At 62.9% G+C, this 24769-nt stretch carries 23 protein-coding genes and 1 pseudogene; 9 read left to right on the top strand and 15 right to left on the bottom strand.

Annotation, left to right across the window (positions count from 1 at the left end; translation table 11 throughout):
* Positions 1-51 precede the first annotated feature (51 nt).
* Positions 52-813 (top strand): class I SAM-dependent methyltransferase, encoded by a 762-nt coding sequence (locus EL255_RS20975; protein WP_256353578.1) that lies wholly within the window; start codon positions 52-54, stop codon positions 811-813.
* Positions 814-889: 76 nt separating this feature from the next.
* Here the strand turns inward: EL255_RS20975 and EL255_RS20970 are convergent, their stop codons facing one another.
* The 4 genes from EL255_RS20970 to rhlB form a co-directional block, all read right to left on the bottom strand.
* Complete coding sequence (locus EL255_RS20970; protein ID WP_042651794.1) at positions 890-1144, bottom strand: Rho-binding antiterminator; 255 nt, start codon at positions 1142-1144, stop codon at positions 890-892.
* 37 nt (positions 1145-1181) lie between these two features.
* Positions 1182-2171: a DUF4382 domain-containing protein gene (locus tag EL255_RS20965; protein ID WP_042651793.1), complete on the bottom strand. Its 990-nt coding sequence runs from the start codon at positions 2169-2171 to the stop codon at positions 1182-1184.
* Positions 2172-2380: 209 nt separating this feature from the next.
* The gene (gene gppA / locus EL255_RS20960; protein WP_042651792.1) at positions 2381-3871 is read right to left on the bottom strand and encodes a guanosine-5'-triphosphate,3'-diphosphate diphosphatase; all 1491 of its coding nucleotides are present in this window, start codon (positions 3869-3871) and stop codon (positions 2381-2383) included.
* Positions 3872-3885: 14 nt separating this feature from the next.
* Positions 3886-5175, bottom strand: a complete 1290-nt coding sequence (gene rhlB, locus EL255_RS20955; RefSeq protein WP_033132514.1) for an ATP-dependent RNA helicase RhlB — start codon at positions 5173-5175, stop codon at positions 3886-3888.
* 113 nt (positions 5176-5288) lie between these two features.
* Here rhlB and trxA point away from each other — a divergent pair, with 113 nt between their 5' ends.
* The 5 genes from trxA (at position 5289) to fre (ending at position 10555) form a co-directional block, all read left to right on the top strand.
* Positions 5289-5615, top strand: a complete 327-nt coding sequence (gene trxA / locus EL255_RS20950; protein ID WP_025328829.1) for a thioredoxin TrxA — start codon at positions 5289-5291, stop codon at positions 5613-5615.
* A gap of 202 nt (positions 5616-5817) precedes the next feature.
* Positions 5818-7083, top strand: a complete 1266-nt coding sequence (rho, locus tag EL255_RS20945) for a transcription termination factor Rho (protein ID WP_033132515.1) — start codon at positions 5818-5820, stop codon at positions 7081-7083.
* Between the two features lie 118 nt (positions 7084-7201).
* Complete coding sequence (locus EL255_RS20940; RefSeq protein ID WP_042651791.1) at positions 7202-8206, top strand: hypothetical protein; 1005 nt, start codon at positions 7202-7204, stop codon at positions 8204-8206.
* Between the two features lie 30 nt (positions 8207-8236).
* Entirely contained in the window at positions 8237-9706 is a 1470-nt protein-coding gene (ubiD, locus tag EL255_RS20935; protein WP_042651790.1) for a 4-hydroxy-3-polyprenylbenzoate decarboxylase, read from the top strand.
* A 150-nt stretch (positions 9707-9856) separates the two neighbouring features.
* Positions 9857-10555 (top strand): NAD(P)H-flavin reductase, encoded by a 699-nt coding sequence (gene fre, locus EL255_RS20930; protein ID WP_042651789.1) that lies wholly within the window; start codon positions 9857-9859, stop codon positions 10553-10555.
* A 104-nt stretch (positions 10556-10659) separates the two neighbouring features.
* Here the strand turns inward: fre and ubiK are convergent, their stop codons facing one another.
* Positions 10660-10917 (bottom strand): ubiquinone biosynthesis accessory factor UbiK, encoded by a 258-nt coding sequence (ubiK, locus tag EL255_RS20925; protein ID WP_042651788.1) that lies wholly within the window; start codon positions 10915-10917, stop codon positions 10660-10662.
* A 301-nt stretch (positions 10918-11218) separates the two neighbouring features.
* Here ubiK and EL255_RS20920 point away from each other — a divergent pair, with 301 nt between their 5' ends.
* Positions 11219-13636, top strand: coding sequence for a VolA/Pla-1 family phospholipase (locus EL255_RS20920; RefSeq protein WP_042651787.1), 2418 nt, complete (start codon positions 11219-11221; stop codon positions 13634-13636).
* 203 nt (positions 13637-13839) lie between these two features.
* On the opposite strand, the pseudogene EL255_RS21850 reads toward EL255_RS20920, so the two are convergent.
* From EL255_RS21850 to glpE, 3 genes and pseudogenes are all read right to left on the bottom strand, one after another.
* Positions 13840-13947: pseudogene (locus EL255_RS21850) on the bottom strand (rhomboid family intramembrane serine protease GlpG); the annotation flags it as partial.
* A 6-nt stretch (positions 13948-13953) separates the two neighbouring features.
* Entirely contained in the window at positions 13954-14787 is an 834-nt protein-coding gene (glpG, locus tag EL255_RS20905) for a rhomboid family intramembrane serine protease GlpG (RefSeq protein ID WP_042651786.1), read from the bottom strand.
* Complete coding sequence (gene glpE, locus EL255_RS20900; protein WP_042651785.1) at positions 14784-15107, bottom strand: thiosulfate sulfurtransferase GlpE; 324 nt, start codon at positions 15105-15107, stop codon at positions 14784-14786. Before glpE ends, glpG begins: the two co-directional genes overlap by 4 nt.
* Positions 15108-15280: 173 nt before the next feature.
* On the opposite strand from glpE, the gene EL255_RS20895 reads away from it, so the two are divergent.
* Complete coding sequence (locus EL255_RS20895; RefSeq protein ID WP_232018888.1) at positions 15281-15874, top strand: LysE family translocator; 594 nt, start codon at positions 15281-15283, stop codon at positions 15872-15874.
* Here EL255_RS20895 and EL255_RS20890 read toward each other — a convergent pair.
* The 6 genes from EL255_RS20890 to EL255_RS20865 form a co-directional block, all read right to left on the bottom strand.
* Positions 15853-16698: a helix-turn-helix transcriptional regulator gene (locus EL255_RS20890; protein ID WP_042651784.1), complete on the bottom strand. Its 846-nt coding sequence runs from the start codon at positions 16696-16698 to the stop codon at positions 15853-15855. The two genes, EL255_RS20895 and EL255_RS20890, sit on opposite strands and share 22 nt — an antisense overlap.
* Before the next feature lie 6 nt (positions 16699-16704).
* A complete protein-coding gene (locus EL255_RS20885) occupies positions 16705-17406 on the bottom strand; it encodes an ABC transporter ATP-binding protein (protein WP_042651783.1) in 702 nt (233 codons plus the stop codon).
* A gap of 8 nt (positions 17407-17414) precedes the next feature.
* Positions 17415-18200: a high-affinity branched-chain amino acid ABC transporter ATP-binding protein LivG gene (gene livG / locus EL255_RS20880; RefSeq protein WP_042651782.1), complete on the bottom strand. Its 786-nt coding sequence runs from the start codon at positions 18198-18200 to the stop codon at positions 17415-17417.
* A complete protein-coding gene (locus tag EL255_RS20875) occupies positions 18197-19465 on the bottom strand; it encodes a high-affinity branched-chain amino acid ABC transporter permease LivM (RefSeq protein ID WP_042651781.1) in 1269 nt (422 codons plus the stop codon). Before EL255_RS20875 ends, livG begins: the two co-directional genes overlap by 4 nt.
* 94 nt (positions 19466-19559) lie before the next feature.
* Complete coding sequence (gene livH, locus EL255_RS20870) at positions 19560-20486, bottom strand: high-affinity branched-chain amino acid ABC transporter permease LivH (protein ID WP_042651780.1); 927 nt, start codon at positions 20484-20486, stop codon at positions 19560-19562.
* Between the two features lie 64 nt (positions 20487-20550).
* A complete protein-coding gene (locus EL255_RS20865) occupies positions 20551-21672 on the bottom strand; it encodes a branched-chain amino acid ABC transporter substrate-binding protein (RefSeq protein ID WP_042651779.1) in 1122 nt (373 codons plus the stop codon).
* A 435-nt stretch (positions 21673-22107) separates the two neighbouring features.
* Here EL255_RS20865 and EL255_RS20860 point away from each other — a divergent pair, with 435 nt between their 5' ends.
* Positions 22108-23112, top strand: coding sequence for a substrate-binding domain-containing protein (locus tag EL255_RS20860; protein ID WP_042651778.1), 1005 nt, complete (start codon positions 22108-22110; stop codon positions 23110-23112).
* Positions 23113-23190: 78 nt separating this feature from the next.
* Here the strand turns inward: EL255_RS20860 and norR are convergent, their stop codons facing one another.
* The gene (norR, locus tag EL255_RS20855) at positions 23191-24720 is read right to left on the bottom strand and encodes a nitric oxide reductase transcriptional regulator NorR (RefSeq protein WP_042651777.1); all 1530 of its coding nucleotides are present in this window, start codon (positions 24718-24720) and stop codon (positions 23191-23193) included.
* Positions 24721-24769 lie beyond the last annotated feature (49 nt).

The raw sequence follows: 24769 nt of genomic DNA, 5'->3' as shown, positions 1-24769 counted from the left end.
TCCCCCGCTTCTGCTATCATGCTCGGCTCCACGCCGTCATGAGTCTTCGTTATGCCCCATATCCAGGTTTTCAGTGAAGTGCCCGCCCGCGAAGGGGAGCTCGATGCCCTGCGGCTGCGGTTGGCCGAGGTGGAGTTCCCCGCGCCCTTCGCCCTGGTGCTAACCGAGGCCAGGCTGGAGCTGCGCAAGCTGGACGAACCCAAGCTCGGCGCCGTCTACGTGGACTTCGTGGAGGGGGCCGTGGCCCACAGGCGCAAGTTCGGCGGCGGCCGGGGCCAGTCCATCGCCAAGGCGGTGGGGCTCAAGGCGGGGGCCATGCCGAGCGTGGTGGATGCGACGGCCGGGTTGGGGCGCGACGCCTTCGTGCTGGCCTCCCTCGGCTGCAGGGTGACGCTGATCGAGCGCAGCCCGGTGGTGGCGGCCCTGCTGCAGGACGGGCTGGTGCGGGCGGGGCAGGATCCCGAGATCGGTGGCTGGGTGCGGGAGCGGATGCAGCTGTTGCAGGGGCCGGCGGTGGACAACCTGCTGGCGCTGACCGAGCGGCCCGATGTCATCTACCTGGATCCCATGTTCCCCCACAAGCAGAAGTCGGCGCTGGTGAAGAAGGAGATGCGGGTGTTCCAGTCGCTGGTGGGGCCGGATCTGGATGCGGACGCCCTGCTGCCGGCGGCGCTGCAGATGGCCGACAAGCGGGTGGTGGTAAAGCGGCCCGACTACGCGGGCTGGCTCAACGAACAGAGACCCAGCATGGCCATCGAGACCAAGAGCAACCGCTTCGATGTCTACGTGATGGCGGCGCTGGCGGCGGGCTAGACGCTGAGCCCGGAGCAGAATCGCATGAAAAAAGAGGGCCAACACAGTTGGCCCTCTTTTTTTTTGCGACTGGCGTTCAGTCGGCGGTAGCGAAGCGGATCCGCTTCTCTTCCCCTTGCCAGTTCAGGCTCAGGGTGGCCAGCTCGGCCAGACTGAGCCGCTCGCCACTGTGCAGCACCAGGTATTCGACCCCATCCCGAGCCGTGATGGTGTGGATCTTGTCCACCCACTGCCGCCCATCCCGGGTGCCGAGACCGACGGCCAGTTGCCAGCGGGCGGCGATCTCGAGCCAGTCATAGAGGTCACAGCTGATGGGTTGGTAATCCTTCATCCGTTGCCTCGACAACGGGGCCCTTGGGCCCCGCTCATCAGAAGTTGAGTTCCGTGGTCGGTGCGGCCACGACCTGGTCCTTCTTCACCATGCCCAGAGTCAGCACATCGCCGGCCAGCTCGGGGTCATCCGCATCGCCGTTGCAGACCAGCACGACGTCATAATGGCCGAGGTTCACGAAGCCCAGCTCATAGCCGTAGCCTCCTCCGGTCTGGGGCAGAACGGGGGCGCTGGCATAGAAGCCGTTATCGAGGTCGGACATGTCCGGATAGTTATCGTCCAGCCGCAACCCGTCATAGAAGTAGACGAAGGCCTTGTCGGTCAGCACGCCACCGCAGAGCCCGCTGGCCACTGTGCCCTTGACGGTGGCCACCTCGGTATTGTTCACCAGGCGCACGCCTCTGGGCTTGAGCTTGTAGTGCTCTTCATGACCTGGCAACACCATGGAGTGGCGCAGATCGAACTCGGTGGTAAAGGCGCTGGTGCCGTTGGCGGCAATGGTGAAGGCGTCCAGCTTGAGCTCGTTACTGGGCACTTCCAGCGGCTTGATCACCCCGTCATCCTGTAACACATAGGAGTAGGGGGTGCCGTCGGCAAACTGGTTTTCTGATTTGGTCCCATCCAGGATCTCCAGCCGCATCTGGCTGTATTCACCGGCGACCACGTCCTGACTGTCCAGCAGTGGGCGGCTGTGTGATCCCTGGTAGGCCAGCAGATCGATGTAGGTAAACTGCGGGTGACCGTTGTCGTCGGAGGGGATGAGCAGGCCGAGTGGGGTACAGCCATCGTCCTCGGCACTGGTCAGGAAGCTGGCGGTACTCCAGCCCAGCTCGTTGCCGGTGACGGGATTGATGCTGATATTGGCGACGGCGATACAGACCTTCTGGACGGAATCGACCGGCGCATCGGAGAAGGCCAGGGACATCTTGGCGTTCGATGCGGGAGGCGGGTTCGGGTTGGAGTCGCTGTCATTGCCGCCACAAGCGGTCAGCAGTGCGGTCAGGCCTATCAAGATTAAGGGTTTCATGGCTTCCATTCCTGTTGGAGAGACCTTTCTACTCTAGCCGAGATGGTGAAATGGGGTAGCAGGCGAGCGCTGTGTGATGAGGGGGGCTTTGGCTAAAAAGCCAATTAAATCAATTACGAGCCTTGAATGGCACCGAGTGTTGCTGCGAAAGAGATTGTCGGAACCGACGGCGTTGCGGTGAAAAGGGGGCTGATTGGGTGCGAACCCAATCAGGCTTCCAGCAGGCGGGTGGGCCAGCCCATCTTCTGCTGGCGCTCCACCTCGAGGCGCAGCTCGCTGGCGCGCAGATAGTGTTCGTCCAGCCAGCCTTTGGGCAGGGTCAGGGTCAGCGCTTCTTCATCGGCCTGCAACAGGAAGCTGGGCACAGTGCCCTGGGTGCGACGCATGCAGAGGATGAGCGAGATGCGCAGGATGCGGGCCAGCCGGATCGCCTGGCGGCCGGTGACGGCGCCCTGCTTCTCCAGGGTGTCCAGCTTGAATTCGTCCCGCTGGTTGAACAGCAGGGCCGACAACAGCTTCTTCTGGGCTGGCGTGAAGCCCGGCATGTCGATGTTGTCGATGATGTAGGCGGCGTGTTGCGGTGCCTTCTTGTACTCGATGCAGAGGCCGATCTCGTGCAGCAGGGCCGCATAGCGCAGGATCGGGCGCCCGTAACGTTTGGAGAGGCGCCAGGCCGGTTGCAGCTGGTTGAACGCCTCGATGGCGGTGTCGCGCACCCGCTCGGCGTGCTCCTTGTCCAGCTGATAGCGGCTGATCAGGCTGTCGGCGGTGCGATCCCGGGCATCACAGTCGTGGTTGTTGCCGAGCAGGCCGTAGATCAGACCCTCCCGCAGCGCCCCGCCCGCGAGCGTCATGCTCTCTATGCCCAGAGTCTCGAAGATGGCGATCAGGATGGCGAGGCCGGAGGGGAACACGGTCAGCCGCTCGGCCGCAAGCCCTTCCAGCTGCAGCCGATCCAGCCGGCCACAGGCGATGGCCTGACCCATCAGCTCCTGCAATTTCGGCAGGGTGACCCGCTCGCTCTTGCCCTGCGCCAGCATGATCTCCTGCAGCGCCTGTACGGTGCCGGAGGCACCGACACAGGTACGCCAGCCCAGGGCGCGGTAATCCTCCGCGACAGGTGCCATCACCGCCTTGGCGGCGGCGATGGCCTGGTTGAAGCGGGTCTCGCTCAGCTCGCCGTCACCGAAGTGATTGTTGAGCCAGGTGACGCAGCCCATGTGCAGGCTGTTGAGCAGCTTCGCCTCGCTGTGCTCGCCGATCACCAGCTCGGTGCTGGCACCGCCGATGTCGATCACCAGTCGGTTGCCTTCCCCGGCGGAGGTCCAGGAGACCCCCTCGTAGATGGTCTTGGCCTCTTCCTCGCCCGAGATGATCTCGATGCTGTGGTTGAGCACCCGCTCGGCTTCGCTCAGGAACTCGTCGACGTTGGTGGCAAGCCGCAAGGTGGCGGTACCCACCACCCGGATGTTGTCGGAGGGGATGTCCTGCAACTGCTCGGAGAACAGCCGCAGGCAGTCCCAGCCCCGTTCCATGGCGGCGCGGCTGAGACGAAATTCCGGGTCGAGACCGGCGGCGAGGCGCACCTTGCGCTTGACCTTGGTGACGGTGCGCAGGGCACCGGCGACCTCGCGCACCACCAGCATGTGAAAGCTGTTGGAGCCGAGGTCGATGGCGGCATAGAGCGGCGAGTTGTGCAACTGGGCCCGGTCCCTTAGTTTTTGCGGGGCGGGCGACGGCGGTTGTTGCTGTTGCCACCACCCTGGCGATCCCGCATGTTGCGGTTCACCGGCTGGCGGTTGCGGAACACCCGTTTCGGGGCGGTCACGTCATCCAGCAGCGACTCGCGATCATACTTGCTGACCGGGATGGGGTGATGGATGTACTCCTCGATGGCCGGCAGGTTGAAGGCATAGTCTTCACAGGCCAGGCTGATGGAGTGACCGCTCTTGCCGGCACGACCGGTACGACCGATACGGTGTACATAGTCTTCGGCATCGTCGGGCAGGTCGTAGTTGAAGACGTGGGTCACGTCCGGGATGTGCAGACCACGGGCGGCCACGTCGGTGGCGACCAGGACGTCCAGCGTTCCCTTGGTGAACTCTTCCAGAATCTTCATCCGCTTCTTCTGCGGCACGTCACCGGTCAGCAGGCCGACCCGGTGGCCGTCGTTCTCCAGCCACGCATGCACGTCTTCACAGACATGCTTGGTGTTGGCGAAGACGATGGCTTTCTCCGGCCACTCCTCTTCCATCAGGGAGAGCAGCAGCAGCATCTTGTCTTCGTTGGAGGGGTAGAACAGCTCCTCCTTGATGCGTACGCCCGTCATCTGTTCCGGTTCGATTTGCACGTGTTCCGGGTGGTTCATGTGCTCGTAGGCCAGCTCCTGCACGCGCAGGGAGAGGGTGGCGGAAAACAGCATGCTCAGGCGCTCGGTGGCCGGCGGCATGCGACGGAACAGGAAGCGGATGTCCTTGATGAAGCCGAGATCGAACATGCGATCCGCTTCGTCCAGCACCACGACCTGGATGCTGCCAAGATCGATGACCTTGGACTTGAAGTAGTCAATGATGCGACCCGTGGTGCCGATCAGGATGTCGACACCCTGTTCCAGCACGGCCAGCTGCTTGTCGTAGCCTTCGCCGCCATAGGCGAGACCGAGCTTCAGACCGGTGGAGGCGGACATGCCTTCAGCGTCGTTGTAAATCTGGACGGCCAGCTCACGGGTAGGTGCCAGTATGATGGCGCGCGGCTGATTGATCAGGCGCGGCTGGGTCAACGGGTGGGTCAGCAAATAGTTGAAGGTCGCTGCCAGGAAGGCGAGGGTCTTGCCGGTTCCCGTCTGGGCCTGACCGGCGAGGTCATGGCCTTCTACCAGCAGTGGCAGAGACAGTGCCTGGATGGGCGTGCAATAGTGAAATCCCTTTGATTCCAGACCAGCCAGAACTTCGGGTTCGAGGCCCATTTGGGCGAATTTTTCGGTCGTAAGGTGTGTTTTGCTCATGGCGGTAGGTTATCAGGTTAGGCTTGCAATAATAAACAGGATCATTTCAAATAGGGCAACTATTGCCTTTGTTGATCCATCAATAAAGCCTTAATTACTGACTGGAGTTGGAGATGAGTGACAAGATTGTTCAGCTGAGCGATGCCAGCTTCGAGGCCGATGTAATCAAAGCCGACAGCCCCGTTCTGGTCGATTTCTGGGCTGAATGGTGCGGTCCGTGCAAGATGATTGCCCCGATCCTGAACGAAGTCGCCCAAGAATATGCCGGTCGCGTGACCGTGGCGAAATTGAACATCGATCATAACGCCGACACTCCGCCCAAGTATGGCATTCGCGGTATCCCGACCCTCTTGCTGTTCAAGAATGGCGAAGTGGCAGCGACCAAGGTCGGTGCCCTGTCCAAGACTCAGCTGAAAGAGTTCCTGGACGGTAACCTGTAATAATCAAGAAGGAGCGCATTGCAATAATGCGCTCCTTGTGTTTTATCACCTAGACGCTCATCCCGATTGGTGCTAGCTTATCGTTCGTTTGCTAACCATTTTGCCCGACTCCTTAACAACAGCCTGGCAAGTCAAATCCGATTAGTATCAATCCAGCAGACTGTCTCCTCATTTCAATCCTTGCTTACAGACTCTCACCACTATGAATCTGACTGAATTAAAGAACACTCCTGTGTCCGAGCTGGTCAAGCTTGGCGAATCCATGGGGTTAGAAAATCTGGCTCGGGCCCACAAGAAAGACATTATCTTCGCGATCCTCAAGGCGCACGCCAAGGGTGGTGAGGATATCTTTGGCGACGGTGTGCTGGAAATCCTGACCGACGGCTTCGGCTTCCTGCGTAGCGCAGACGGCTCCTATCTGGCCGGCCCGGACGACATCTACGTCTCCCCGAGCCAGATCCGTCGCTTCAACCTGCGTACCGGCGATACCGTTTCCGGCAAGATCCGACCCCCGAAAGAGGGCGAGCGTTACTTCGCGCTGCTCAAGGTCAACGAGGTCAACTATGACCGTCCGGAAAACGTCCGCAACAAGATCCTGTTCGAAAACCTGACGCCGCTGCATGCCAATGAACGTCTGCGCATGGAGCGGGGCAACGGCTCGACCGAAGACATCACCGCGCGCGTACTGGACCTGGCATCCCCCATCGGTAAAGGCCAGCGTGGCCTGATCGTGGCGCCGCCCAAGGCCGGTAAGACCATGCTGCTGCAGAACATCGCCCAGAGCATCGCTTACAACCACCCGGACTGTGAGCTCATCGTCCTGCTGATCGACGAGCGTCCGGAAGAAGTGACCGAGATGCAGCGTATGGTGAAGGGTGAAGTGATCGCCTCCACCTTCGACGAGCCAGCATCCCGTCACGTCCAGGTTGCCGACATGGTGATCGAGAAGGCCAAGCGTCTGGTCGAGCACAAGAAGGACGTGGTGATCCTGCTGGATTCCATCACCCGTCTGGCCCGTGCCTACAACACCGTCATCCCCTCATCCGGCAAGGTACTGACCGGTGGTGTGGATGCCAACGCCCTGCACAGACCCAAGCGTTTCTTCGGCGCCGCCCGTAACGTTGAGGAAGGCGGCAGCCTGACCATCATCGCGACCGCGCTGGTCGACACCGGCTCCAAGATGGATGAAGTCATCTACGAAGAGTTCAAGGGTACCGGCAACATGGAACTGCACCTCTCGCGCAAGATCGCCGAGAAGCGCGTCTACCCGGCCATCGACATCACCCGCTCTGGCACCCGCAAGGAAGAGTTGCTGACCGCGCCGGATGAGCTGCAGAAGATGTGGATACTGCGCAAGATCATTCACCCCATGGGCGAGATCGACAGCATCGAGTTCCTGATCGACAAGCTGGCAGCCACCAAGACCAACGACGAGTTCTTCGATTCCATGAAGCGTCAGCAGAAGTAACTGCGCCGAAGACGTCGAAGAATGCCAAAACCGCGGCCCAGGTCGCGGTTTTTGTTTATCTATTTCCCGGTTGCCTTAGTAGTATGTGAGGCCTCGATGTCACAAGGATAGGGACGTCATGAAGCTGGTATTCCTGATCTGGCTCGGCTGGCTGATGGCCAGCCCGGTGCAGGCCGATTCACTGCCACAGCCGCAGGCTCAGCTGGTGGCGGATGAGGGCCTGCAGGGGCATGTCGATTATCTGAATAGTCGCCTGCGACTGGGGCAGTTTGCCGCCATGGATTCCCTGCTCAAGACGCTGACCCTGGGGCAGCGGGAGTTCCTGCTGCACCGGCTGCTGAGCGGCCTCAAGTCGGCGGGGGCGCCGACCCCGGCGCTGCTGGCCTGGGTGCGGGAGCAGGCCGCCAAGGCACCGCTGTGGCTGGTGGAGGGGGAGGTGGACGGTTTCCTGGTCCAGCTGCCCGCCTATGACTTTGCCGCCGAGGCCAGGCTGGTGCTCAGCCACTGGCAGCAGCTGGCCTGGCAGGACAACTACCGTCAGCTGCTGGAGCAGAACAGCTTTGACTTCAAGCAGCTCTACTACAGCCGCAATCAGGAGCTGGCGCAACAGCAGCAGGCGTTGCTGGCCGTGCTCGATGATCAGCCCACCCCCGTGCTCAGGCGCGAGGCCAAGCGACTGGCCTCCTTACCCCTCTTCCTGCCGGACAACCAGCTGTTGCTGCACCTCATCGATCGGACCGGCGACCCCGCGCTCTATCAGAAGCTGTGGCGCCAACCGGCGGATCACGACAGCCTGGCGGCCCTGCACAGCATCAGCCGTTTCTATCGAGGCCAGGAGGCGAGCGATCTGCTGATCGCCGCCAGCCGCAACGACCGCCTGATTATCCCCGCCCTGCACCAGCTCAGTCAGCTCTCGCCGCTGCCCGACACGGCCCAGCAGTATCTGCTGGCCGAACTCGGCAAGCACCAATATGGCGGGCTGGTGGCCGGCCTGCTGCTGCAGATGGACGAACCCAGGCTGCTGGCCCAGCTGGCGGATCGCCTCACCCGGCAGGAGCAGCGTCACGGCCTGGCCGTCATGCTGCCCGATACGGGTACACTGGATGCGCGACCGGGGTTATAATGCCCCACCGCCTGAACACAGGGTACCCGCATGAAATACAAGGACTTGCGTGATTTCATCGCGCAGCTGGAACAAACCGGACAGCTCAAGCGCATCAGTCGCGAGATAGACCCCTATCTGGAGATGACCGAGATCAGCGATCGCACCCTGCGTGCGGGTGGCCCGGCCCTGTTGTTCGAGAATCCCAAGGGCTACAGCATGCCGGTGCTGACCAACCTGTTCGGCACCCCGGATCGGGTCGCCATGGGCATGGGCCAGCCCAACGTCGGCGCCCTGCGCCAGGTGGGGACCTGGCTCTCCTACCTGAAGGAGCCTGAGCCGCCCCGCGGCCTCAAGGAGCTGATGGAGAAGCTGCCGATCTTCAAGCAGGTGCTCAACATGCCGACCAAGCGGCTCTCCTCCGCCCCCTGCCAGCAGATCGTGCTGGAAGGGGAGGCGGTCGACCTGGATCAGATCCCGATCCAGCACTGCTGGCCCGGCGATGTGGCCCCCCTGGTGACCTGGGGGCTGACCATCACCCGCGGCCCCTACAAGAAACGCCAGAACCTCGGCATCTATCGCCAGCAGAAGATCGGCAAGAACAAGCTGATCATGCGCTGGCTGGATCACCGTGGCGGCGCCATCGATTTTCGCGAGTGGCAGGAGGCCCACCCGGGTGAGCGTTTCCCGGTAGTGGTGGCGCTCGGCGCCGATCCTGCGACCATACTCGGCGCCGTGACGCCGGTGCCGGACACCCTCTCCGAATACGCCTTCGCCGGCCTGCTGCGCGGCAGCCGCACCGAGGTGGTGAAGGCCCTGAGTTGTGAGCTCGAGGTGCCCGCCAGCGCCGAAATCGTGCTGGAAGGTTATCTGGAGCCGGGGGAGATGGCGCCGGAGGGCCCCTATGGGGATCACACCGGTTACTACAACGAGGTGGACGAGTTCCCGGTGTTTACCATCACCCACATGACCATGCGCCGTGATGCCATCTATCACAGCACCTACACCGGCCGTCCACCCGATGAACCCGCGGTGCTGGGGGTGGCGCTGAACGAGGTGTTCGTGCCGCTGCTGCAGAAGCAGTTCCCCGAGATAGTGGACTTCTACCTGCCGCCGGAGGGTTGCTCCTACCGGATGGCGGTGGTGACCATCAAGAAGCGCTACCCCGGCCATGCCAAGCGGGTGATGCTGGGGGTCTGGTCCTTCCTGCGCCAGTTCATGTACACCAAGTTCGTGATCGTCTGCGATGACGACATCAACGCCCGCGACTGGAAGGATGTGATCTGGGCCATCACCACCCGCATGGACCCGGCGCGGGACACCACCCTGATCGAGCACACGCCGATCGATTACCTCGACTTCGCCTCACCAGTCTCGGGGCTCGGCTCCAAGATGGGGCTGGATGCCACCAACAAGTGGCCGGGGGAGAGCAATAGGGAGTGGGGTCAGCCCATAGTCCAGGATGCGGCGGTGACCGCGAAGATCGACGGGATCTGGGACGAGCTGAATATTCTCGGCTGATCCCGCGCCTCCACGGCGGCGCGACGCAAAAGAGCGGTATTCGCCGACCGAATTGGGTATTCTCGACTGACCGGACCAGATCGCTGGTCGCCAGAACACAGTGAATCAATGAGCGAAAGCGGGCCGAGCGAGCCCGTCACAAGGACCAGAATGCAACGTATCAAGTGCCGCGTAGAGGAACTGCGCGAATATGTCGACACCATCTGGCATGTGGCCCTGGCGCCGCAGCAAGAGGTCAGCTTCAAGCCGGGCCAGTATCTGCTGGTGGTGATGAGCGACTCGGACAAGCGTCCCTTCTCCATCGCCAACTCGCCGACCCGCTCCGGTGTGCTGGAGCTGCAGATCGGCGCCACCCCGGAGAACGCCTACGCCGGCCAGGTGCTGGCGCGCATGCGCGAACAGGGCGAGATCGAGATCGAGCTGGCGGCGGGCAAGGCCTTCCTGCGGGACAGCTCGCCCCGCCCCCTGATCCTGATGGCAGGCGGCACCGGCTTCTCCTATGCCCGCTCCATCCTGGAGTATCTGATAGCGACCGGCAGCAAGCGCCCGGTGTTCTGCTACTGGGGCGTGCGTCAGGCGCACTGGCTCTACGAGCAGACGCAGATGCAGCAGTGGGAGCGCGACTATGCCCCGCTCACCTTCGTGCCTGTGGTGCAGGAGCCGGAGGCCGATTGGACCGGCAAGACCGGGCTGGTGCACAAGGCCATCATGGACGACTTCGTCAGCCTGCATGACTACGACATCTATGTGGCGGGTCGCTTCGAGATGGCGGGTGCGGCGCGGGAGGAGTTCAAGGTACTGGGCGCCGAGCCGGAGCGGATCTTCGGCGACGCCTACGAGTTCATCTAAAGCGTTCCTTCGCAGCAGAAACAACAAACCCCAGCCTGGCTGGGGTTTGTTTTATGTGCCGGTAAGGCCGACGGGTCGGCGACACCGGCGGACATCGCGCCGGCTTACTCGCCCTTGGCGCCGAGCTGCTGTTCCAGCTGGGCCAGCTTGGCCTCGAGGGCGGTCAGCTTCTCCCGGGTGCGCAGCAGCACCTTGGTCTGTACGTCAAACTCCTCGCGGCTGACCAGATCCAGCTTGTTCAGCTGGGCCTGCAGCACCTGACGGGTCTTCTTTTCCACCTCTTCACCCATGCTGCGAATGCCGGGCGGCAGGGCGTTCTGTACCTGTTTGGCGATCTCTTCCAGTTTCTTCGGGTCGATCATGGGGTTCTCCTTAAGCAATGACGCCATTCTACCGACAAATCTGCCTCTTTGCCGAGATCGGGGCGGCTTTTTGCGTCCCAGGACTTAACAGGCTCTGGTCGGGTCTGGTGATGCCAGGGATGCTGCTACCCTCTGGCGCCAGGGTCCAATTCCATTTCCTTGATGTTGTACACAAAAAAATCAGATCAGATGACCGACCAGAGGCTTATTAATTGTTGCGTTGCTGTTAAGATGTTTCGGTCGGGTTTGGACCCTACCCCGTCAGGCTCATCATGGATAACAACATAAAAGAGATAAGGATATGAAAAAAAAGCTAATTTATGCAGCTGTCGTCAGTGCACTGCTGAGCGGTTGTGGTGGCAGCGACGATAAAGAAGGCGATACCTCGAGCTATCTCGATTACCTGCTGAGTGGCTCCAATGCGGTGCGCCCCAGCGCCCTGGCCGCCCGTGCCTCCGACGGTACCCTGAAATTCTCCACCGAGACCGCCGATCTCTCCAACCCGGTCTCCGCACTCTCTACCCTGGATGGCTGGTCCACGACCCAGGCGATCCAGATCGTGCCCGTGACGGCATCCGGCATCACGGTCAAGGCGCCGACGGCCGCCGAATTCGGTGCCGCCGTCGCACCGCTCTATCTGCTGGAGCTGACCTTCGACAGCGCGGCACTGCGCCCGAGTGGCGTGAAGAAGGTGCTGACCTACGGCGTGGACTTCGTGGTGGCCGAGTCAGCCGGCAAGCTGAACCTGGTGCCGCTCAAGCCCCTCAGCCCCTCCTCCTATTACATGATAGTGGCCACGGATACGCTCAACGACAGCAGCGGCACCCCGCTCAAGGCCGGCAGTGATTACAGCAACTACAAGAGCAATGCCGGCAGCACCGCCCAGGAGCAGTCCATCAACGGTCTGATCACCCTGCAGGAAGGGCTGTTCAAGGCCGCCACCGGCATCACCAGCGACCACGTGATCTTCTCCGACTGGTTCGGTACCCAGTCCGGCGCCGATGTGCTGGTGGCGGTGAAGGGGGCTGCGGCCTCTGTGCTGAAGAGCAGCCCGACCCTGGATGCGGCCGTGCTGTGGAAAGAGGATGCCAAGGGCAATACCAGTCTGCCCGGCACCTACACCCTGGGCGTGGCCAGCCACGACAGCTTCCTGACCAAGCTGGAGGCCGAACAATTCCTGCCGCAGGAGCAGAAGGATGCGCTGGCCGCCGCCTTCGGCACCGGCACCCCGCTCAACGGCCTGGCCCAGATCACCCAGGTCTACACAGGAGCGGTCAAACTGCCCTACTTCCTCTCCTCACCGGCCACCGCCGGTTCCTGGGACAAGGCCAGGACCCAGTCCTGGCACGGTGCCATCCCCAGCCTGTACGCCATCGCCAACGCGCTGAAGGCCGGTGACAGCGAGGTGATCGCCGGTCTGGTGGGCGCCGGGGTGGATCCGGCCCTGCTGGGTGAGCTGATCGCCGATCCGAGCCGTCAGGCCGAGCTGCTGGTCGAGGCGAGCAAGCTGATCGGGGTGACCCTCACCTCCGGTGGCAAGGCGCTGGACGCCGAGATGAACATAGGCCGCTTCAACCCGCTGCCGGCGCTGGAAGAGGTGCAGTCCGTGCCGATGCGCATCTTCGCCAAGGACGCGCTCAACACCATCACCGACGTGATCATCTATCAGCACGGCGTCACCTCGGTGAAGGAGAACGCCTACGCCCTGGCGCTGGGCCAGATTGCGGCTGGCGCCAAGGCGGGCAAGAAGGTGGCGCTGGTGGTGATCGATCACCCGCTGCACGGTGAGCGCGGCTATGCCCTGAGCGGCAGCATGGCGACCGTGACCACCCCGGACAACCCGACCCCCTATCTGAACCTGAGCTACCTGACGGTGGCGCGGGACAACCTGAAACAGAGCGTGGCGGATCTGCTGGGCCTGCGCCTGGCGGTCGGTCTGGCCAACGCCAAGGGCGCGCTGGGCGGCGCCGGCGTCAAGGTGCACTTCCTGGGTCACTCTCTGGGGGCCATTGCCGGTGCCAGCCTGCTGGCGGTGGCCAACCAGTCCATCGGCAGTCCTCAGGCGGATGCCCTGTTCAAGTTCGACACCGGCGGCCTGGCCATGCCGGGTGGCGGCATAGCCCCGCTGCTGCTCAACTCGCCGACCTTCGGTCCGACGATCCAGATGAGCGTGCTGACCAGCGGCAGCCCTGAGCTGAAGTCGGCCTTCACCGCCTATGCGCCGAGCTGCAAGACGGCGGTCGCCAGCTGCTTCGTCAACGAGTTCCTGCCGAGCCTGGACGCCGCCACTCAGGCCACCGCGGCCGGCACTGTGCAGAGCTACAACTTCGCGGCCCAGTCGGTGCTGGATTCGGCTGACCCGATCAACCTGGCGCGGGGCATCAAGGCGGACTTCCCGCTGTTTGCCACCGAGATCGTCGGAGATGGCGCCCTGAGCCTGCCGGATCAGGTGATCCCGAACAGCATAGCGACCGCCCCGCTGGGTGGTACCGAGGCGCTGTTCAAGGTGCTGGCGCTGCAACCGCTGACTGCCAGCGGCGCGGCCAACCACCACGCGGCTCGCTTCGTGGCGGGGGGCCACAGCTCGCTGCTGGCACCGGATGAGAACTTCGATCCGACCGGTGCTGTGACCACGGAGATGCAGACCCAGTTCGGCAGCTTCTTCATGAGCGGCGGCACCGGGGTCATGGTGACCGACGCCACCCTGCTCAAGCAGTAAGCCAGTCGGCCAATAAAAAACGCCGCCCCTCGGGGCGGCGTTTTGTTTTGTAACGCGGAGACAACGGCGGAAGGCTGTCCGCAAACGGCTCAGGCCGGTCTGTGGTGCCGATCCAGCCAGCCTTGCAGCAGGCCCACCAGCAGACCCGTCAGATGGGCGATGTTGGCGGCGGTGTAGCTGCCGAGCAGGTCGAAGAAAACGACTCAGGCCGGTCTGTGGTGCCGATCCAGCCAGCCTTGCAGCAGGCCCACCAGCAGGCCCGTCAGGTGGACGATGTTGGCGGCGGTGTGGCTGCCGAGCAGGTCGAAGAAAACGACTCAGGCCGGTCTGTGGTGCCGATCCAGCCAGCCTTGCAGCAGGCCCACCAGCAGACCCGTCAGATGGGCGATGTTGGCGGTGCGGGTGCCGAGCAAGTCGAAGAAGCCGAGTACCATCCAGAACAGCATGAAGCCCATCAGCGCCGGCGGCAGGCTGAGGCCGCAGGCCGGCTGCAGCTTGCTGCGCAGCCAGCAGTAACCGAGCAGGGCATAGACCACCCCGGAGAGGCCGCCAAACAGCGGGCCGCTCATGAAGAACTCGGCCACGTTGGGCAGGGCCGCTCCCACCACGAGTAGGATGAACAGTTTGCCGCTGCCGAGGCGCTGCTCGATCTGCCCCCCCAGATACCACCACCACAGCAGGTTGAACACCAGGTGCAGCACCGAGAAATGGATGAAGGCCGGGGTGATGTAGCGCCACGCCTGCCAGTCGGTGAACTGGGCCAGGGTCGGGTGGAACGCCAGCTGATCGAAGATGGGCAGGCCTATGGCATCGAGGGCGTAGATGGCCAGACAGGCGACTATGACGATCAGGGTCAGCGGCCCCGCCTGATGCAGGAAGTCGGTGACGGGATCCGTCATCCCCTTGCTGTAGTCGATGCGGGCATCCGCCCGACCTGATTGCCAGGAGGCCTCCATGTAGCGGGGATGGTTGGGATCGCTCAGGAAGCGCTTCACCTCTTGCTGGGCCTGGGCGAGGCGCTGCTCATCCGCCAGCCAGACCGAGACGCCGAGCTCGGACTGGGTCAGCTCGCACGACATGCCGAGGGTGGCGAGATAGTCCACCAGCGCCTGGGCCATGCGGGCGTCGTCGAGCACCAGCAGCTGGATCATGCGTCGCCCGCCTGGATGGGGAACTCCTTGCGCCAGGCCTCGAAGCCGCCATCCAGGCTGTAGACCTGATCATAGCCCTGTTGCAGCAGATACTGGGCCGCCCCCTGGCTGCTGTTGCCGTGGTAGCACATCACTATCACTGGGGTGTCGAAGTCCACCTCGTTCATGAAGCGCACCAGGCTGCCATTGGTGAGGTGGAAGGCGCCGACCGCATGAGCGGTCTCGAATGACTGGGGATCGCGAATATCCACCAGACGGGCGTCACCGGCACTGAGCTTCTGGTGGGCATCCTGGGCACTGATATGGGCAAACTGGTCCATTAACCTGTCCTGTGAATAGATGATTGATGCCCAGTTTACCGCAAGCCGCGGCCCGCGCTAAGCCCGCAATGCGCTCCGTCGCCCCTCATCGGCAGGGGCTGCGCAATTTTCTTCAATACCCCCAGGCGGTGGCTCGGTAGGGTGGCGCTGTGTCACCTCAAGGAGTCCTCTTCATGGAAATGAGTCTGTTACTGTCGATGACCGGGTTTGCGCTGGCCATGTCCATCTCTCCCGGCCCGGTCAATCTGGTCGCCCTTGGCGCGGGGGCCAGGTACGGCTTCCACGCCAGCCTGCGTCACGTGGTGGGGGCGACGCTGGGCTTCATCCTGCTGCTTCTGCTGATGGGGCTCGGGCTGAGCGGGGCCCTGGTGCAATGGCCCATGGCGGCCGGTGCCCTGCGCTGGGGCGGGATCCTCTTCCTCTGCTACATGGCCTGGCAGCTGATGGTGGATGAGGGGAGCCTGGGGCACGGCGGCGGGGTGCCACCCTCCTTCCTGTACGGCGCCCTGATGCAATGGCTCAACCCCAAGGCCTGGCTGGCGGCCAGCATGGGGATGGGGGCCTATGGGGCCGTCGGCGGGGTGGGGCAGATAGTCCTGTTCACCACCCTCTATCTGGTGATCTGCCTCGGCTCCATCGCCTGCTGGGCCTATGTCGGCAGCCGGCTGCAGGAGGCGCTGCTGTCGCCCAGCCGGCTGCGCTGGTTCAACCGGACCATGGCTCTGCTGCTCTTACTCAGTGCCGGTTACCTGGGGCTGGCTGCCTGACGGCTGAGCTGCAGCTGGTATTGGCCCGGGGTGGCGGCGACCCGGCGCTTGAACTGGCGCTGGAAGTGCGCCTGATCGGCAAAGCCGCTGGCCAGCGCCACCTCGGCCAGGGACTGGCCCTGTCTGAGCAGGGGGCGGGCGTGGCGAATACGGTGATCGATCAGGTAGGCGTGAGGGGTCATGCCATAGTGGCGGGCGAAGCTGCGCACCAGGTGGGAGGGGGTGATGCCGGCCACGGCGCTCAGCTCGGCCAGGGTGAGGGGGCGGGTGCAGTCGTCACGGATCAGCTCGGCGGCCCGTTGCAGGTGCAGCGGCGGGCGATCATCCCAGCTGGCAGGCGTCAGCCTGGCCAGCAGCTGGTGGCTGAACCGCTGGCAGGCCACCTCCTTGGCAAGGGGATCCGCATCTTGTACCAGCTGGTGGTGCAGCAGTTGCAATGCTTGGTACAGCAGGGGGTCCCGGCTTGCCGTCATGTCGAAGGGGCGAAACTCGGAGCCCAGGCCCGCCTCTTCCTGCTGGCCACGCAGCCAGTCGAGATCGAGGTAGAACATCAGATAGGACCAGGGCTGATCCGCGATGGCGTTGCAGGCATGCACCTCTTCCGGGTTCATCAGCACCAGGCTGCCGCGGCTTACCTCCTGCCTGCTGCGTTGGTTGAGGTAGTAGCTGTGGCCACCGGTGATGGCGCCGATGGAGAAGTGGGCGTGGCTGTGCTTGTCGTAGCAGACGCGGCGGCCATCCTGCACCGCTCGCGCCTCGATAAACGGCAGGGCCGGGTCGCACCAGAAGTGGTGACGATCCGGTACGACTGCGGCCCCGTTCATGTCGGGTTAGCCGCCGAGATAGGCCTGCCGTACCGCCGGGTTCGCGAGCAGGGCGGCGCCTGTGTCTTGCAGCACCACCCGGCCGTTCTCCAGCACATAGCCTCTGTCCGCCAGCTTGAGCGCCTGGTTGGCGTTCTGCTCCACCAGGAAGATGGTCATGCCCTTCTGGCGCAGCTGCTCTATGGTGTCGAAGATCTGCTGGATGATGATGGGGGCCAGCCCCAACGAGGGCTCGTCCAGCAGCAGCAGACGCGGCTTGCTCATCAGGGCGCGGCCTATGGCCAGCATCTGCTGCTCGCCGCCGGACATGGTGCCGGCCCGTTGCTCCAGCCGCTCGTGCAGCCGCGGGAACATGGTGAATACCTGATCCAGCAGGGCCGGTTGCTCGGCCTTGTCGACGAAGAAGGCACCCATCAGCAGGTTCTCCTCCACCGTCAGGCGGGCGAAGATGCGGCGCCCCTCCGGCACCACGGCGATGTCCTTGCGCATGATGCGGGCCGTGGTGAGGGAATTTATCTGCTCCCCCTCGAACCAGATGCTGCCGCTGCTGGGCTTGGGTTCACCGCACAGCGTCATCAGCAGTGTGGTCTTGCCGGCGCCGTTGGCGCCGATCAGGGTGACTATCTCTCCCTCCTTCACCTCGACGCTGACGTCGTGCAGCGCCTGGATCTTGCCGTAGTGGGTCGATACGTTGCGAAGTTCTAACATCATGACTCCTAGGATTCGCCCAGATAGGCCTTGATCACGGCCGGGTTGTTGCGGATCTCGTCCGGCTTGCCATGGGCCAGCGGGGTGCCCTGGTTGACCACGAAGATGCGGTTGGAGATCTCCATCACCAGCTTCATGTCGTGCTCGATCAGCAATACCGAGACGCCAAACTCGTCCCTCAGGTTGGAGATGAGTTCGTTGAGCTCATCCGTCTCGTGCGGGTTGAGGCCGGCGGCCGGTTCATCCAGCATCAGCAGATCGGGCCTGGTCGCCATGCAGCGGGCGATCTCGAGCCGGCGCTGCTGGCCATAGGCCAGGTTGCCGGCGGCGCGATTGGCGAGCTCCTTGAGGCCGACTTTCTCCAGCCAGAAGGCCGACTGCTCCAGCCCCTCCTGCTCGGCGCGGCGGAAGGCCGGGGTCTTGAACAGGCCGGCGATGAAGCCGGTGTTGAGGTGCCTGTGCTGGGCCACCAGCAGGTTCTCCACCGCCGTCATCTCCTTGAACAGGCGGACGTGCTGGAAGGTCCGCACCACCCCTTTGCGGGCGATGAGGTGGCCGGGCAACCCCTGGATCTCCTCGCCCTTGTAGCGGATGGTGCCGCCGCTCGGGCGGTAGAAACCGGTCAGGCAGTTGAAGATGGTGGTCTTGCCCGCGCCGTTGGGGCCAATGATGGAGATCACCTCGCCCCTGTCCACATCCAGCTTGACGCCGTTGACCGCCAGCAAGCCGCCGAAGCGCATCGACAGATCAGAGACGTCGAGCAACTTGTTGTTTGTATTGTTCAGGTTGCTCATTTTCGTAGCTCCAGGTGAGGACGACTCATCGGCAGCAGTCCCTGCGGCCGCCAGATCATCATGAACACCATCAGCAGACCGAACATCAGCATGCGGTACTCGTTGAATTCACGGGCCAGCTCCGGCAACACCGTCATCACTATGGCGGCCAGCACCACCCCGATCTGGGAGCCCATGCCGCCCAGCACCACGATCGCAAGGACTATGGCCGACTCGATGAAGACGAAGGACTCCGGGCTGATGAAGCCCTGGCGGGAGGCGAAGAAGCTGCCGGCGAAGCCCGCGAAGCAGGCGCCTATGGTGAAGGCGGTCAGCTTGATGATGGTGGGATTGAGGCCAAGGGATTTGCAGGCGATCTCGTCTTCCCGCAAGGCTTCCCAGGCACGTCCCAACGGCATGCGCAGCAGACGGTTGATGACGAACAGGGTGGCGACCACCAGCAGCAGCGCCATCAGGTAGACGAAGATGACCTTGTGGTTCGCGTTGTAGGTGATGCCGAAGAAGTCGTGGAAGGTGCCAAAGCCCCCATCCTTGACGGTGCGGTTGAACTCCAGCCCGGCCAGGGTGGGCTTGGGAATGCCGGAGATGCCGTTCGGGCCACCAGTTAGACTGGTCAGGTTGTTGAGCAGGATGCGGATGATCTCGCCAAAGCCCAGGGTGACGATGGCCAGATAGTCACCGCGCAGCCGCAGCACCGGGAAGCCGAGCAGGAAGCCGAAGGTGGCCGCCATCAGGCCGGCGATGGGCAGGCACTCCCAGAAGCTCAGCCCGAAGTAGGTGTTGAGCAGGGCATAGGTGTAGGCGCCGACCGCGTAGAAGCCGACGTAACCGAGATCCAGCAGGCCGGCGAGGCCCACCACCACGTTCAGGCCGAGCCCCAGCATGATGTAAATCATGGTGAGGGTGGCCAGATCGACGGCGCCGCGCGACGCCATGAAGGGCCAGCTCACCGCGAACAGCAGCACCAGGATGGCGGTGATGTTGTAGAGGCGTGGCGCTTCCTCAGGGCTCGGCAGCACCAGCTTGGTGAAGCCGACGGAGAAGCCACTGATGGAGGCCTGGAACAGTCGGCTGATCTGGCCGCGCATCAGCTGGAACCAGAACACCAGGGCGGCGCCCCCCAGCAGCCAGGCCAGCGACACGTCGAGCCGGCTCACCACCAGCAGGCGGGAGCCATCGGTCTCGAGCTTGAAGCCGAGCAGCCAGAAGGAGAGCACCAGCAGCATCAGGCTGGCGACGCAGGCATGGATGAATTGACGTTTCATCAGACTTTCTCCACTTCCGGGCGACCCAGGATGCAGCCGATAGACATGAACAGCGGCATCAGATAGGTGATAGGCACTTGAATAAATTGACGTTTCATACCTTCTCGACCTCCGGGCGACCCAGGATGCCGGTAGGCATGAACAACAGCACGAAGATGAGCAGGGCGAAGGCCATGACATCCTTGTACTCGGTGCTGAGGTAGCCGGCGGTGAGCGCTTCCACCACCCCCAGCAGCAGGCCGCCGATCACCGCGCCCGGGATGCTGCCGATGCCGCCCAGTACCGCCGCCGTGAAGGCCTTGAGACCGGCCATGAAGCCGAGGTAGGGGTTGATGACGCCGTAATACATGCCGAGCAGTACCCCGGCCACGGCGGCCAGGGTGGCCCCCAACACGAAGGTGATGGAGATGACAACGTGGGTGTCTATGCCCAGCAGGTTCGCCATCTTGATGTCTTCCGAGCAGGCGCGGCAGGCCCGACCCATGCGGGAGCGGCCGATGAACTGGGTCAGCGCCAGCATGGTCACGAAGGTCACCACGAAGATGATGAGCTGCATGTAGGAGAGGCTGGCCTGGAAGCCTTCCTCGCCACCCAGGGTCCAGCCCCCGGAGATCAGGGTGGGCATGGCGATATCGCGCGAGCCCTGGGCCATCCGCATCATGTTTTGCAAGAAGATCGACATGCCGATGGCTGAGATGAGGGGGATGAGGCGGTTGCCGCCCCGCAGCGGGCGATAGGCGACCCGCTCTATGGTCCAGCCATAGCTGCCGGTGATGATGATGCTGACCAGGAAGGCGCCTCCCAGCAGCAAAAAGGTGCTGTCGATGCCCATCATCGAGAGCCCGGCCATCACCATAAACGCGACATAGGAGCCGATCATGTAAACCTCGCCGTGGGCGAAGTTGATCATGCCGATGATGCCGTAGACCATGGTGTAGCCGATGGCGATCAACGCATAGGTGCTGCCTATGGTTAATCCGTTCAGCAACTGCTGAACCAGGTAGAGAAGGTGTTCGGACATACTGCGTTCCCTGTACTTGCCCGCAAAGAAAGGAGGGGCGACTCACGTCGCCCCAACCGGCAGATTACTTGAGTTGAGTGGAGGTGCCGTCGGCGTGCCACTGGAACACACCGAATTCGAAGCCTTTCAGGTCACCGTTCGGTGCCCAGGTCAGGGGGCCCATGACGGTGTCGACCGGCATGGCTTTGATGGCGGCGGCCACGGCGGCAGGGTCATCCTCACCCGCCTTGGCAATACCGGCAGCCAGGGTCTGCACCGCGGCGTAGGTGGTCCAGACGAAGGGACCGGAAGAGTCCTGACCCTTGGCCTTGAAGGCTTCTACGATGGAGGCGTTGGCGGGGACCAGGTCATATTTGTTCGGCAGGGTGACCAGCAGGCCTTCGGAACCCTGACCACCGATGGCGGAGATGTCCTTGTTACCCACCCCTTCCGGACCCATGAACTTGGCCTTCAGGCCCTTCTCGTGCGCCTGGCGCAGGATCAGGCCCAGCTCCGGGTGATAGCCGCCGTAGTAGACGAAATCGACGTTCTCTTTCTGCAGCTTGGCGATCAGGGCGGAGAAGTCCTTGTCGCCGGCGGTGATGCCTTCGAATGCCACCACCTTGACGCCCGCCTTGTCCAGGGAGGCCTTCACGCTGGAGGCGATGCCTTCACCGTACTGTTTCTTGTCGTGGATGACGGCCACGCGCTGGGGTTTTACCTGCTCGATGATGTACTTGGCGGCGGTCGGACCCTGGTCGCTGTCCAGACCAATGGTGCGCATGGTCAGCTGGTAGCCACGCTCGGTGATCTTGGGGTTGGTGGAGGCGGGGGTGATCATCAGCACGCCTTCGTCTTCATAGATGTCGGAGGCGGGCAGGGTGTTGTCGGAGCAGAGGTGGCCGACTACGAACTTGACGCCGTCGTTGATCACCTTGTTGGCGACCGCCACGGCCTGTTTGGGATCGCAGGCGTCGTCATAGACGATGGCTTCGATCTGCTTGCCCTTGATGCCGCCGGCCTTGTTGATCTGCTCGACCGCCATCTTGCCGCCGGTGAACTGCATGTCACCGTACTGGGCGACCGGACCTGTGACCGGACCGGCGATACCGATCTTGATGGTATCGGCCGCATTGGCCATGGAGACCGATCCAAACAGAGCCAAAGAAACCGCTGCCCTGACTGCCATTTTGCTCAAGTTATTCATTGATTCGTCCCTTAATCAGTGGATTGTTTCATTTTCCGTGTGCCATTCCGGACCTGTATCCCGCCAGCCCGGCAATAGATAAGGTTCTATCATTCCTCGCTGGGCAATAACAAGATGTTAAAGATACTAACCATGGAGGGGTGGCTAGTGGTTTTGTGAACTAAATAACTGATTTTTGGTTTTATATCGGAATTTAATTCCAAAATGGTCGATTAACATCTTAACAACAAGAGGTTGTTCCGATAAATGCCAGATGAAAAAACTGACGATATTTCATTCTGCGTCTGCTCTCATTTTGACCAAATTTCGTTTGCGCAAATAGAAACGACCGCCTAGATTAGCCAACATTGACAATTCGCTGGCAGCTCTCGTTAAAACCAAGCCTTTATTCGGGAAATCTGCTACTGTTCCGCCTTTGTTATTCAGGAGACCGAGATGGCAACTATTAAAGATGTCGCCTCGCGCGCAGGCGTATCCATCTCCACCGTCTCACATGTACTCAATCACACCCGTCGGGTCAGCGAAGATGCGACCCAAAAAGTGCTTGAGGCGGTGGCAGAGCTCAACTACGCGCCCAATTCGGTGGCGCGCAGCCTCAAGATCAATTCAACCAAGACCATAGGTATGTTGGTGACGACCAGCGCCAACCCCTTCTTCGCGGAAGTGGTGCGCGGGGTGGAGGCTTATTGCTTCGAGCAGGGCTACAGCCTGATCCTGTGCAATACGGAGAACCAGCCGCCCCGTCAGCAGCATTACCTGAGGATGCTGATGGAGAAGCGGGTCGATGGCCTGCTGGTGCTGGGGACCGATATCGATACCCCGCTGCGCGACATGCTGCGCATCCACAAGAATGTGCCGCAGGTGGTACTGGATTGGGGCACCGAGTGTGATTTTGCCAACGTGATCAACGACAACGCTCGCATCGGCGCGCGCATGGCCGTGCGTCATCTGCTGGAGCAGGGTCACACCGAGATCGTCTGCATCACGGGTCAGATCGACAAGCCGACCACCCAGCAGCGACTGGACGGGGTGCGCGATGCCCTGGCCGAGCAGGGCCTGACCCTGTCGGACGCTCAGATCTTCGAAGGGGACTACGAGAGCCAGAGCGGCTTCGATGCCATGCAGCGCATCCTGGCGCTCAAGCCCCGCCCGACGGCGGTGTTTGCCTTCGACGATCCCATGGCGATAGGTGCCATTTGCGCCGCCTGGGAGGCGGGGGTCAAGGTGCCGGACGACATCTCCATGATCGGCTATGACGACGTGGAGATGGCGCGCTTCTCCAGCCCGCCGCTCACCACCATTCGCCACCCCAAGGCCGAGCTCGGCCTGTTGGCGGTGCAGCAGCTGGTGAGCCGGATCCGCAACAAGGAGCTGGAAGTCGAGTCCATGACGGTACAGCCCGAGTTGATCGTCCGTCGCTCGGTCAAGTCCCTGCGCTGACCCTCCAGCGGCATCCGATGCAACGAAAAACCCCCTCCGTCAGGAGGGGGTTTTTGTTTTTGGGCGCGGCGCGGTCCTTCAGGGCTTGAGGCCGAGCCGCCTGGCGAGCCGGTGCAGGTTGCCGCCGTCCATCTCCAGCGCGCGGGCGGTGGCGGCCCAGTTGCCGTCCTGGGCCGCCAGGGTCTGCTCGAGCAGCCTGAGCTGGAAGGCGTCGGTGGCGGCGCGCAGCCCCAGGCCGGCCGGTTGCGGCAGGGCCGGCGCCTCGGCCATCTCGATCTGGGCCGGGGAGGCGCCGGCGGTCGTCAGGTTGAAGTGGTGGTTGGCGAGGGTCGGCGTCTGGCTGCCCTGTTCGGCGCGGGCCAGCACGGCGGCGCGGTGGATGGCGTGCTCCAGCTCCCGCACGTTGCCCGGCCAGTCGTGGCGATCGAGCAGTTGCAGCGTCTGGGGCTGGATGCGCAGCCGCTCCAGCCCCAGGCTGACCCGGCAGCGTTCGCAAAAATAACCGGCCAGCAGCGGAATGTCCCCCGGCCGCTCCCGCAGCGCCGGGGCGTGGATCGGGAACACGCTCAGCCGGTGATAGAGATCGGCCCGAAATTGCCCCTCCACCACCGCCTGCTTCAGATCCCTATTGGTGGCGGCCAGGATGCGCACATTGACCTTGAGCGGGGTGTCGTCGCCGATCCGCTGCAGATCGCCGTATTGCAGCACCCGCAGCAGCTTGGCTTGCAGCGGCAGGGAGAGCTCGCCAATCTCGTCGAGAAACAGGGTGCCCCGATCGGCCAGTTCGAACTTGCCCGCCCGGTTGTGAATGGCGCCGGTGAAGGCCCCCTTCACGTGGCCGAACAGCTCGCTCTCCGCCACCGATTCCGGCAGGGCGGCGCAGTTGAGGTAGACCAGCGGCGCCTTGGCGCGCAGGGAGCCCTGATGCACCGCCTTGGCGATCAGCTCCTTGCCGACCCCCGTCTCCCCCAGGATCAGCACGTTCAGCTCCGAGTTCGCCACCACATCGATCTCGTGGCGCAGCCGGGCCATGGCGGGGGAGTGACCTATCATCTCCGGCTGCCCCTGGCTGGTATGGGGGGAGGGGCTGAGCGGCTCGCTGCTCTGGCGGGCGAGCCGCTCCAGCAGCAGGGCATTGCTGAGGGCGGCGGCGGCCAGGGCCCCCACCAGCCGCAACTCCTCGTCGTTGATGCCGTCGAACTGGGCCGGGTTCATGCCGTCTATGGTCAGGGCGCCGATCAGCGCCTGATCTGAAAACAGCGGCAGGCCGACGCAGGCGTGCACCCTGAAGTCGTCGTGTTCCGGGATCAGGCCGTCATAGGGGTCGGGCAGCTGGCTGTCGGCGGGGAAGCGCACCACGTCGCCGGCTCGGGCTATGGCCTCCATGCGCGGGTGATCCTTGAGCGCGAAGCGGCGGCCCAGCACGTCCTGCATCAGGCCATCGATGGCCAGCGGGATGAACTGGCCCCCCTCGTAGCGCAGCAGGGCCGAGGCATCGGAGTGCAGCAGGCTGCGCACGCTCTGGATCAGGCGGTGAAAGCGGTCCTGATGGGAGATGCCGAGTTGCAGATCGAGGGCGATGCGCGCCAGGCTGTCGGTCGAGATCACGAGAATTGTCCAAATGACAGTGTTGTTGTGATTATGACTATATTCGGTG

It is taken from the genome of Aeromonas encheleia (assembly GCF_900637545.1).
Taxonomy (GTDB): domain Bacteria; phylum Pseudomonadota; class Gammaproteobacteria; order Enterobacterales; family Aeromonadaceae; genus Aeromonas; species Aeromonas encheleia.
Note: the sequence above shows the minus strand (reverse complement) of the source record. Positions and strands in the feature narration are given on the sequence as shown.

Bases quoted from the DNA above. Each gene is read 5' to 3' on its own strand.
- EL255_RS20860 (WP_042651778.1), top strand. From the start codon at position 22,108: ATGGCAACTATTAAAGATGTCGCCTCGCGCGCAGGCGTATCCATCTCC.
- EL255_RS20970 (WP_042651794.1), bottom strand. From the start codon at position 1,144: ATGAAGGATTACCAACCCATCAGCTGTGACCTCTATGACTGGCTCGAG.
- EL255_RS20865 (WP_042651779.1), bottom strand. From the start codon at position 21,672: ATGAATAACTTGAGCAAAATGGCAGTCAGGGCAGCGGTTTCTTTGGCT.
- EL255_RS20890 (WP_042651784.1), bottom strand. From the start codon at position 16,698: ATGAACGGGGCCGCAGTCGTACCGGATCGTCACCACTTCTGGTGCGAC.
- fre (WP_042651789.1), top strand. From the start codon at position 9,857: ATGCAACGTATCAAGTGCCGCGTAGAGGAACTGCGCGAATATGTCGAC.
- livH (WP_042651780.1), bottom strand. From the start codon at position 20,486: ATGTCCGAACACCTTCTCTACCTGGTTCAGCAGTTGCTGAACGGATTA.
- ubiD (WP_042651790.1), top strand. From the start codon at position 8,237: ATGAAATACAAGGACTTGCGTGATTTCATCGCGCAGCTGGAACAAACC.
- glpE (WP_042651785.1), bottom strand. From the start codon at position 15,107: ATGGACCAGTTTGCCCATATCAGTGCCCAGGATGCCCACCAGAAGCTC.
- EL255_RS20965 (WP_042651793.1), bottom strand. From the start codon at position 2,171: ATGAAACCCTTAATCTTGATAGGCCTGACCGCACTGCTGACCGCTTGT.
- trxA (WP_025328829.1), top strand. From the start codon at position 5,289: ATGAGTGACAAGATTGTTCAGCTGAGCGATGCCAGCTTCGAGGCCGAT.
- EL255_RS20940 (WP_042651791.1), top strand. From the start codon at position 7,202: ATGAAGCTGGTATTCCTGATCTGGCTCGGCTGGCTGATGGCCAGCCCG.
- EL255_RS20975 (WP_256353578.1), top strand. From the start codon at position 52: ATGCCCCATATCCAGGTTTTCAGTGAAGTGCCCGCCCGCGAAGGGGAG.
- EL255_RS20895 (WP_232018888.1), top strand. From the start codon at position 15,281: ATGGAAATGAGTCTGTTACTGTCGATGACCGGGTTTGCGCTGGCCATG.
- glpG (WP_042651786.1), bottom strand. From the start codon at position 14,787: ATGATCCAGCTGCTGGTGCTCGACGACGCCCGCATGGCCCAGGCGCTG.
- EL255_RS20920 (WP_042651787.1), top strand. From the start codon at position 11,219: ATGAAAAAAAAGCTAATTTATGCAGCTGTCGTCAGTGCACTGCTGAGC.
- rho (WP_033132515.1), top strand. From the start codon at position 5,818: ATGAATCTGACTGAATTAAAGAACACTCCTGTGTCCGAGCTGGTCAAG.
- rhlB (WP_033132514.1), bottom strand. From the start codon at position 5,175: ATGAGCAAAACACACCTTACGACCGAAAAATTCGCCCAAATGGGCCTC.
- EL255_RS20885 (WP_042651783.1), bottom strand. From the start codon at position 17,406: ATGTTAGAACTTCGCAACGTATCGACCCACTACGGCAAGATCCAGGCG.
- EL255_RS20875 (WP_042651781.1), bottom strand. From the start codon at position 19,465: ATGAAACGTCAATTCATCCATGCCTGCGTCGCCAGCCTGATGCTGCTG.
- livG (WP_042651782.1), bottom strand. From the start codon at position 18,200: ATGAGCAACCTGAACAATACAAACAACAAGTTGCTCGACGTCTCTGAT.
- ubiK (WP_042651788.1), bottom strand. From the start codon at position 10,917: ATGATCGACCCGAAGAAACTGGAAGAGATCGCCAAACAGGTACAGAAC.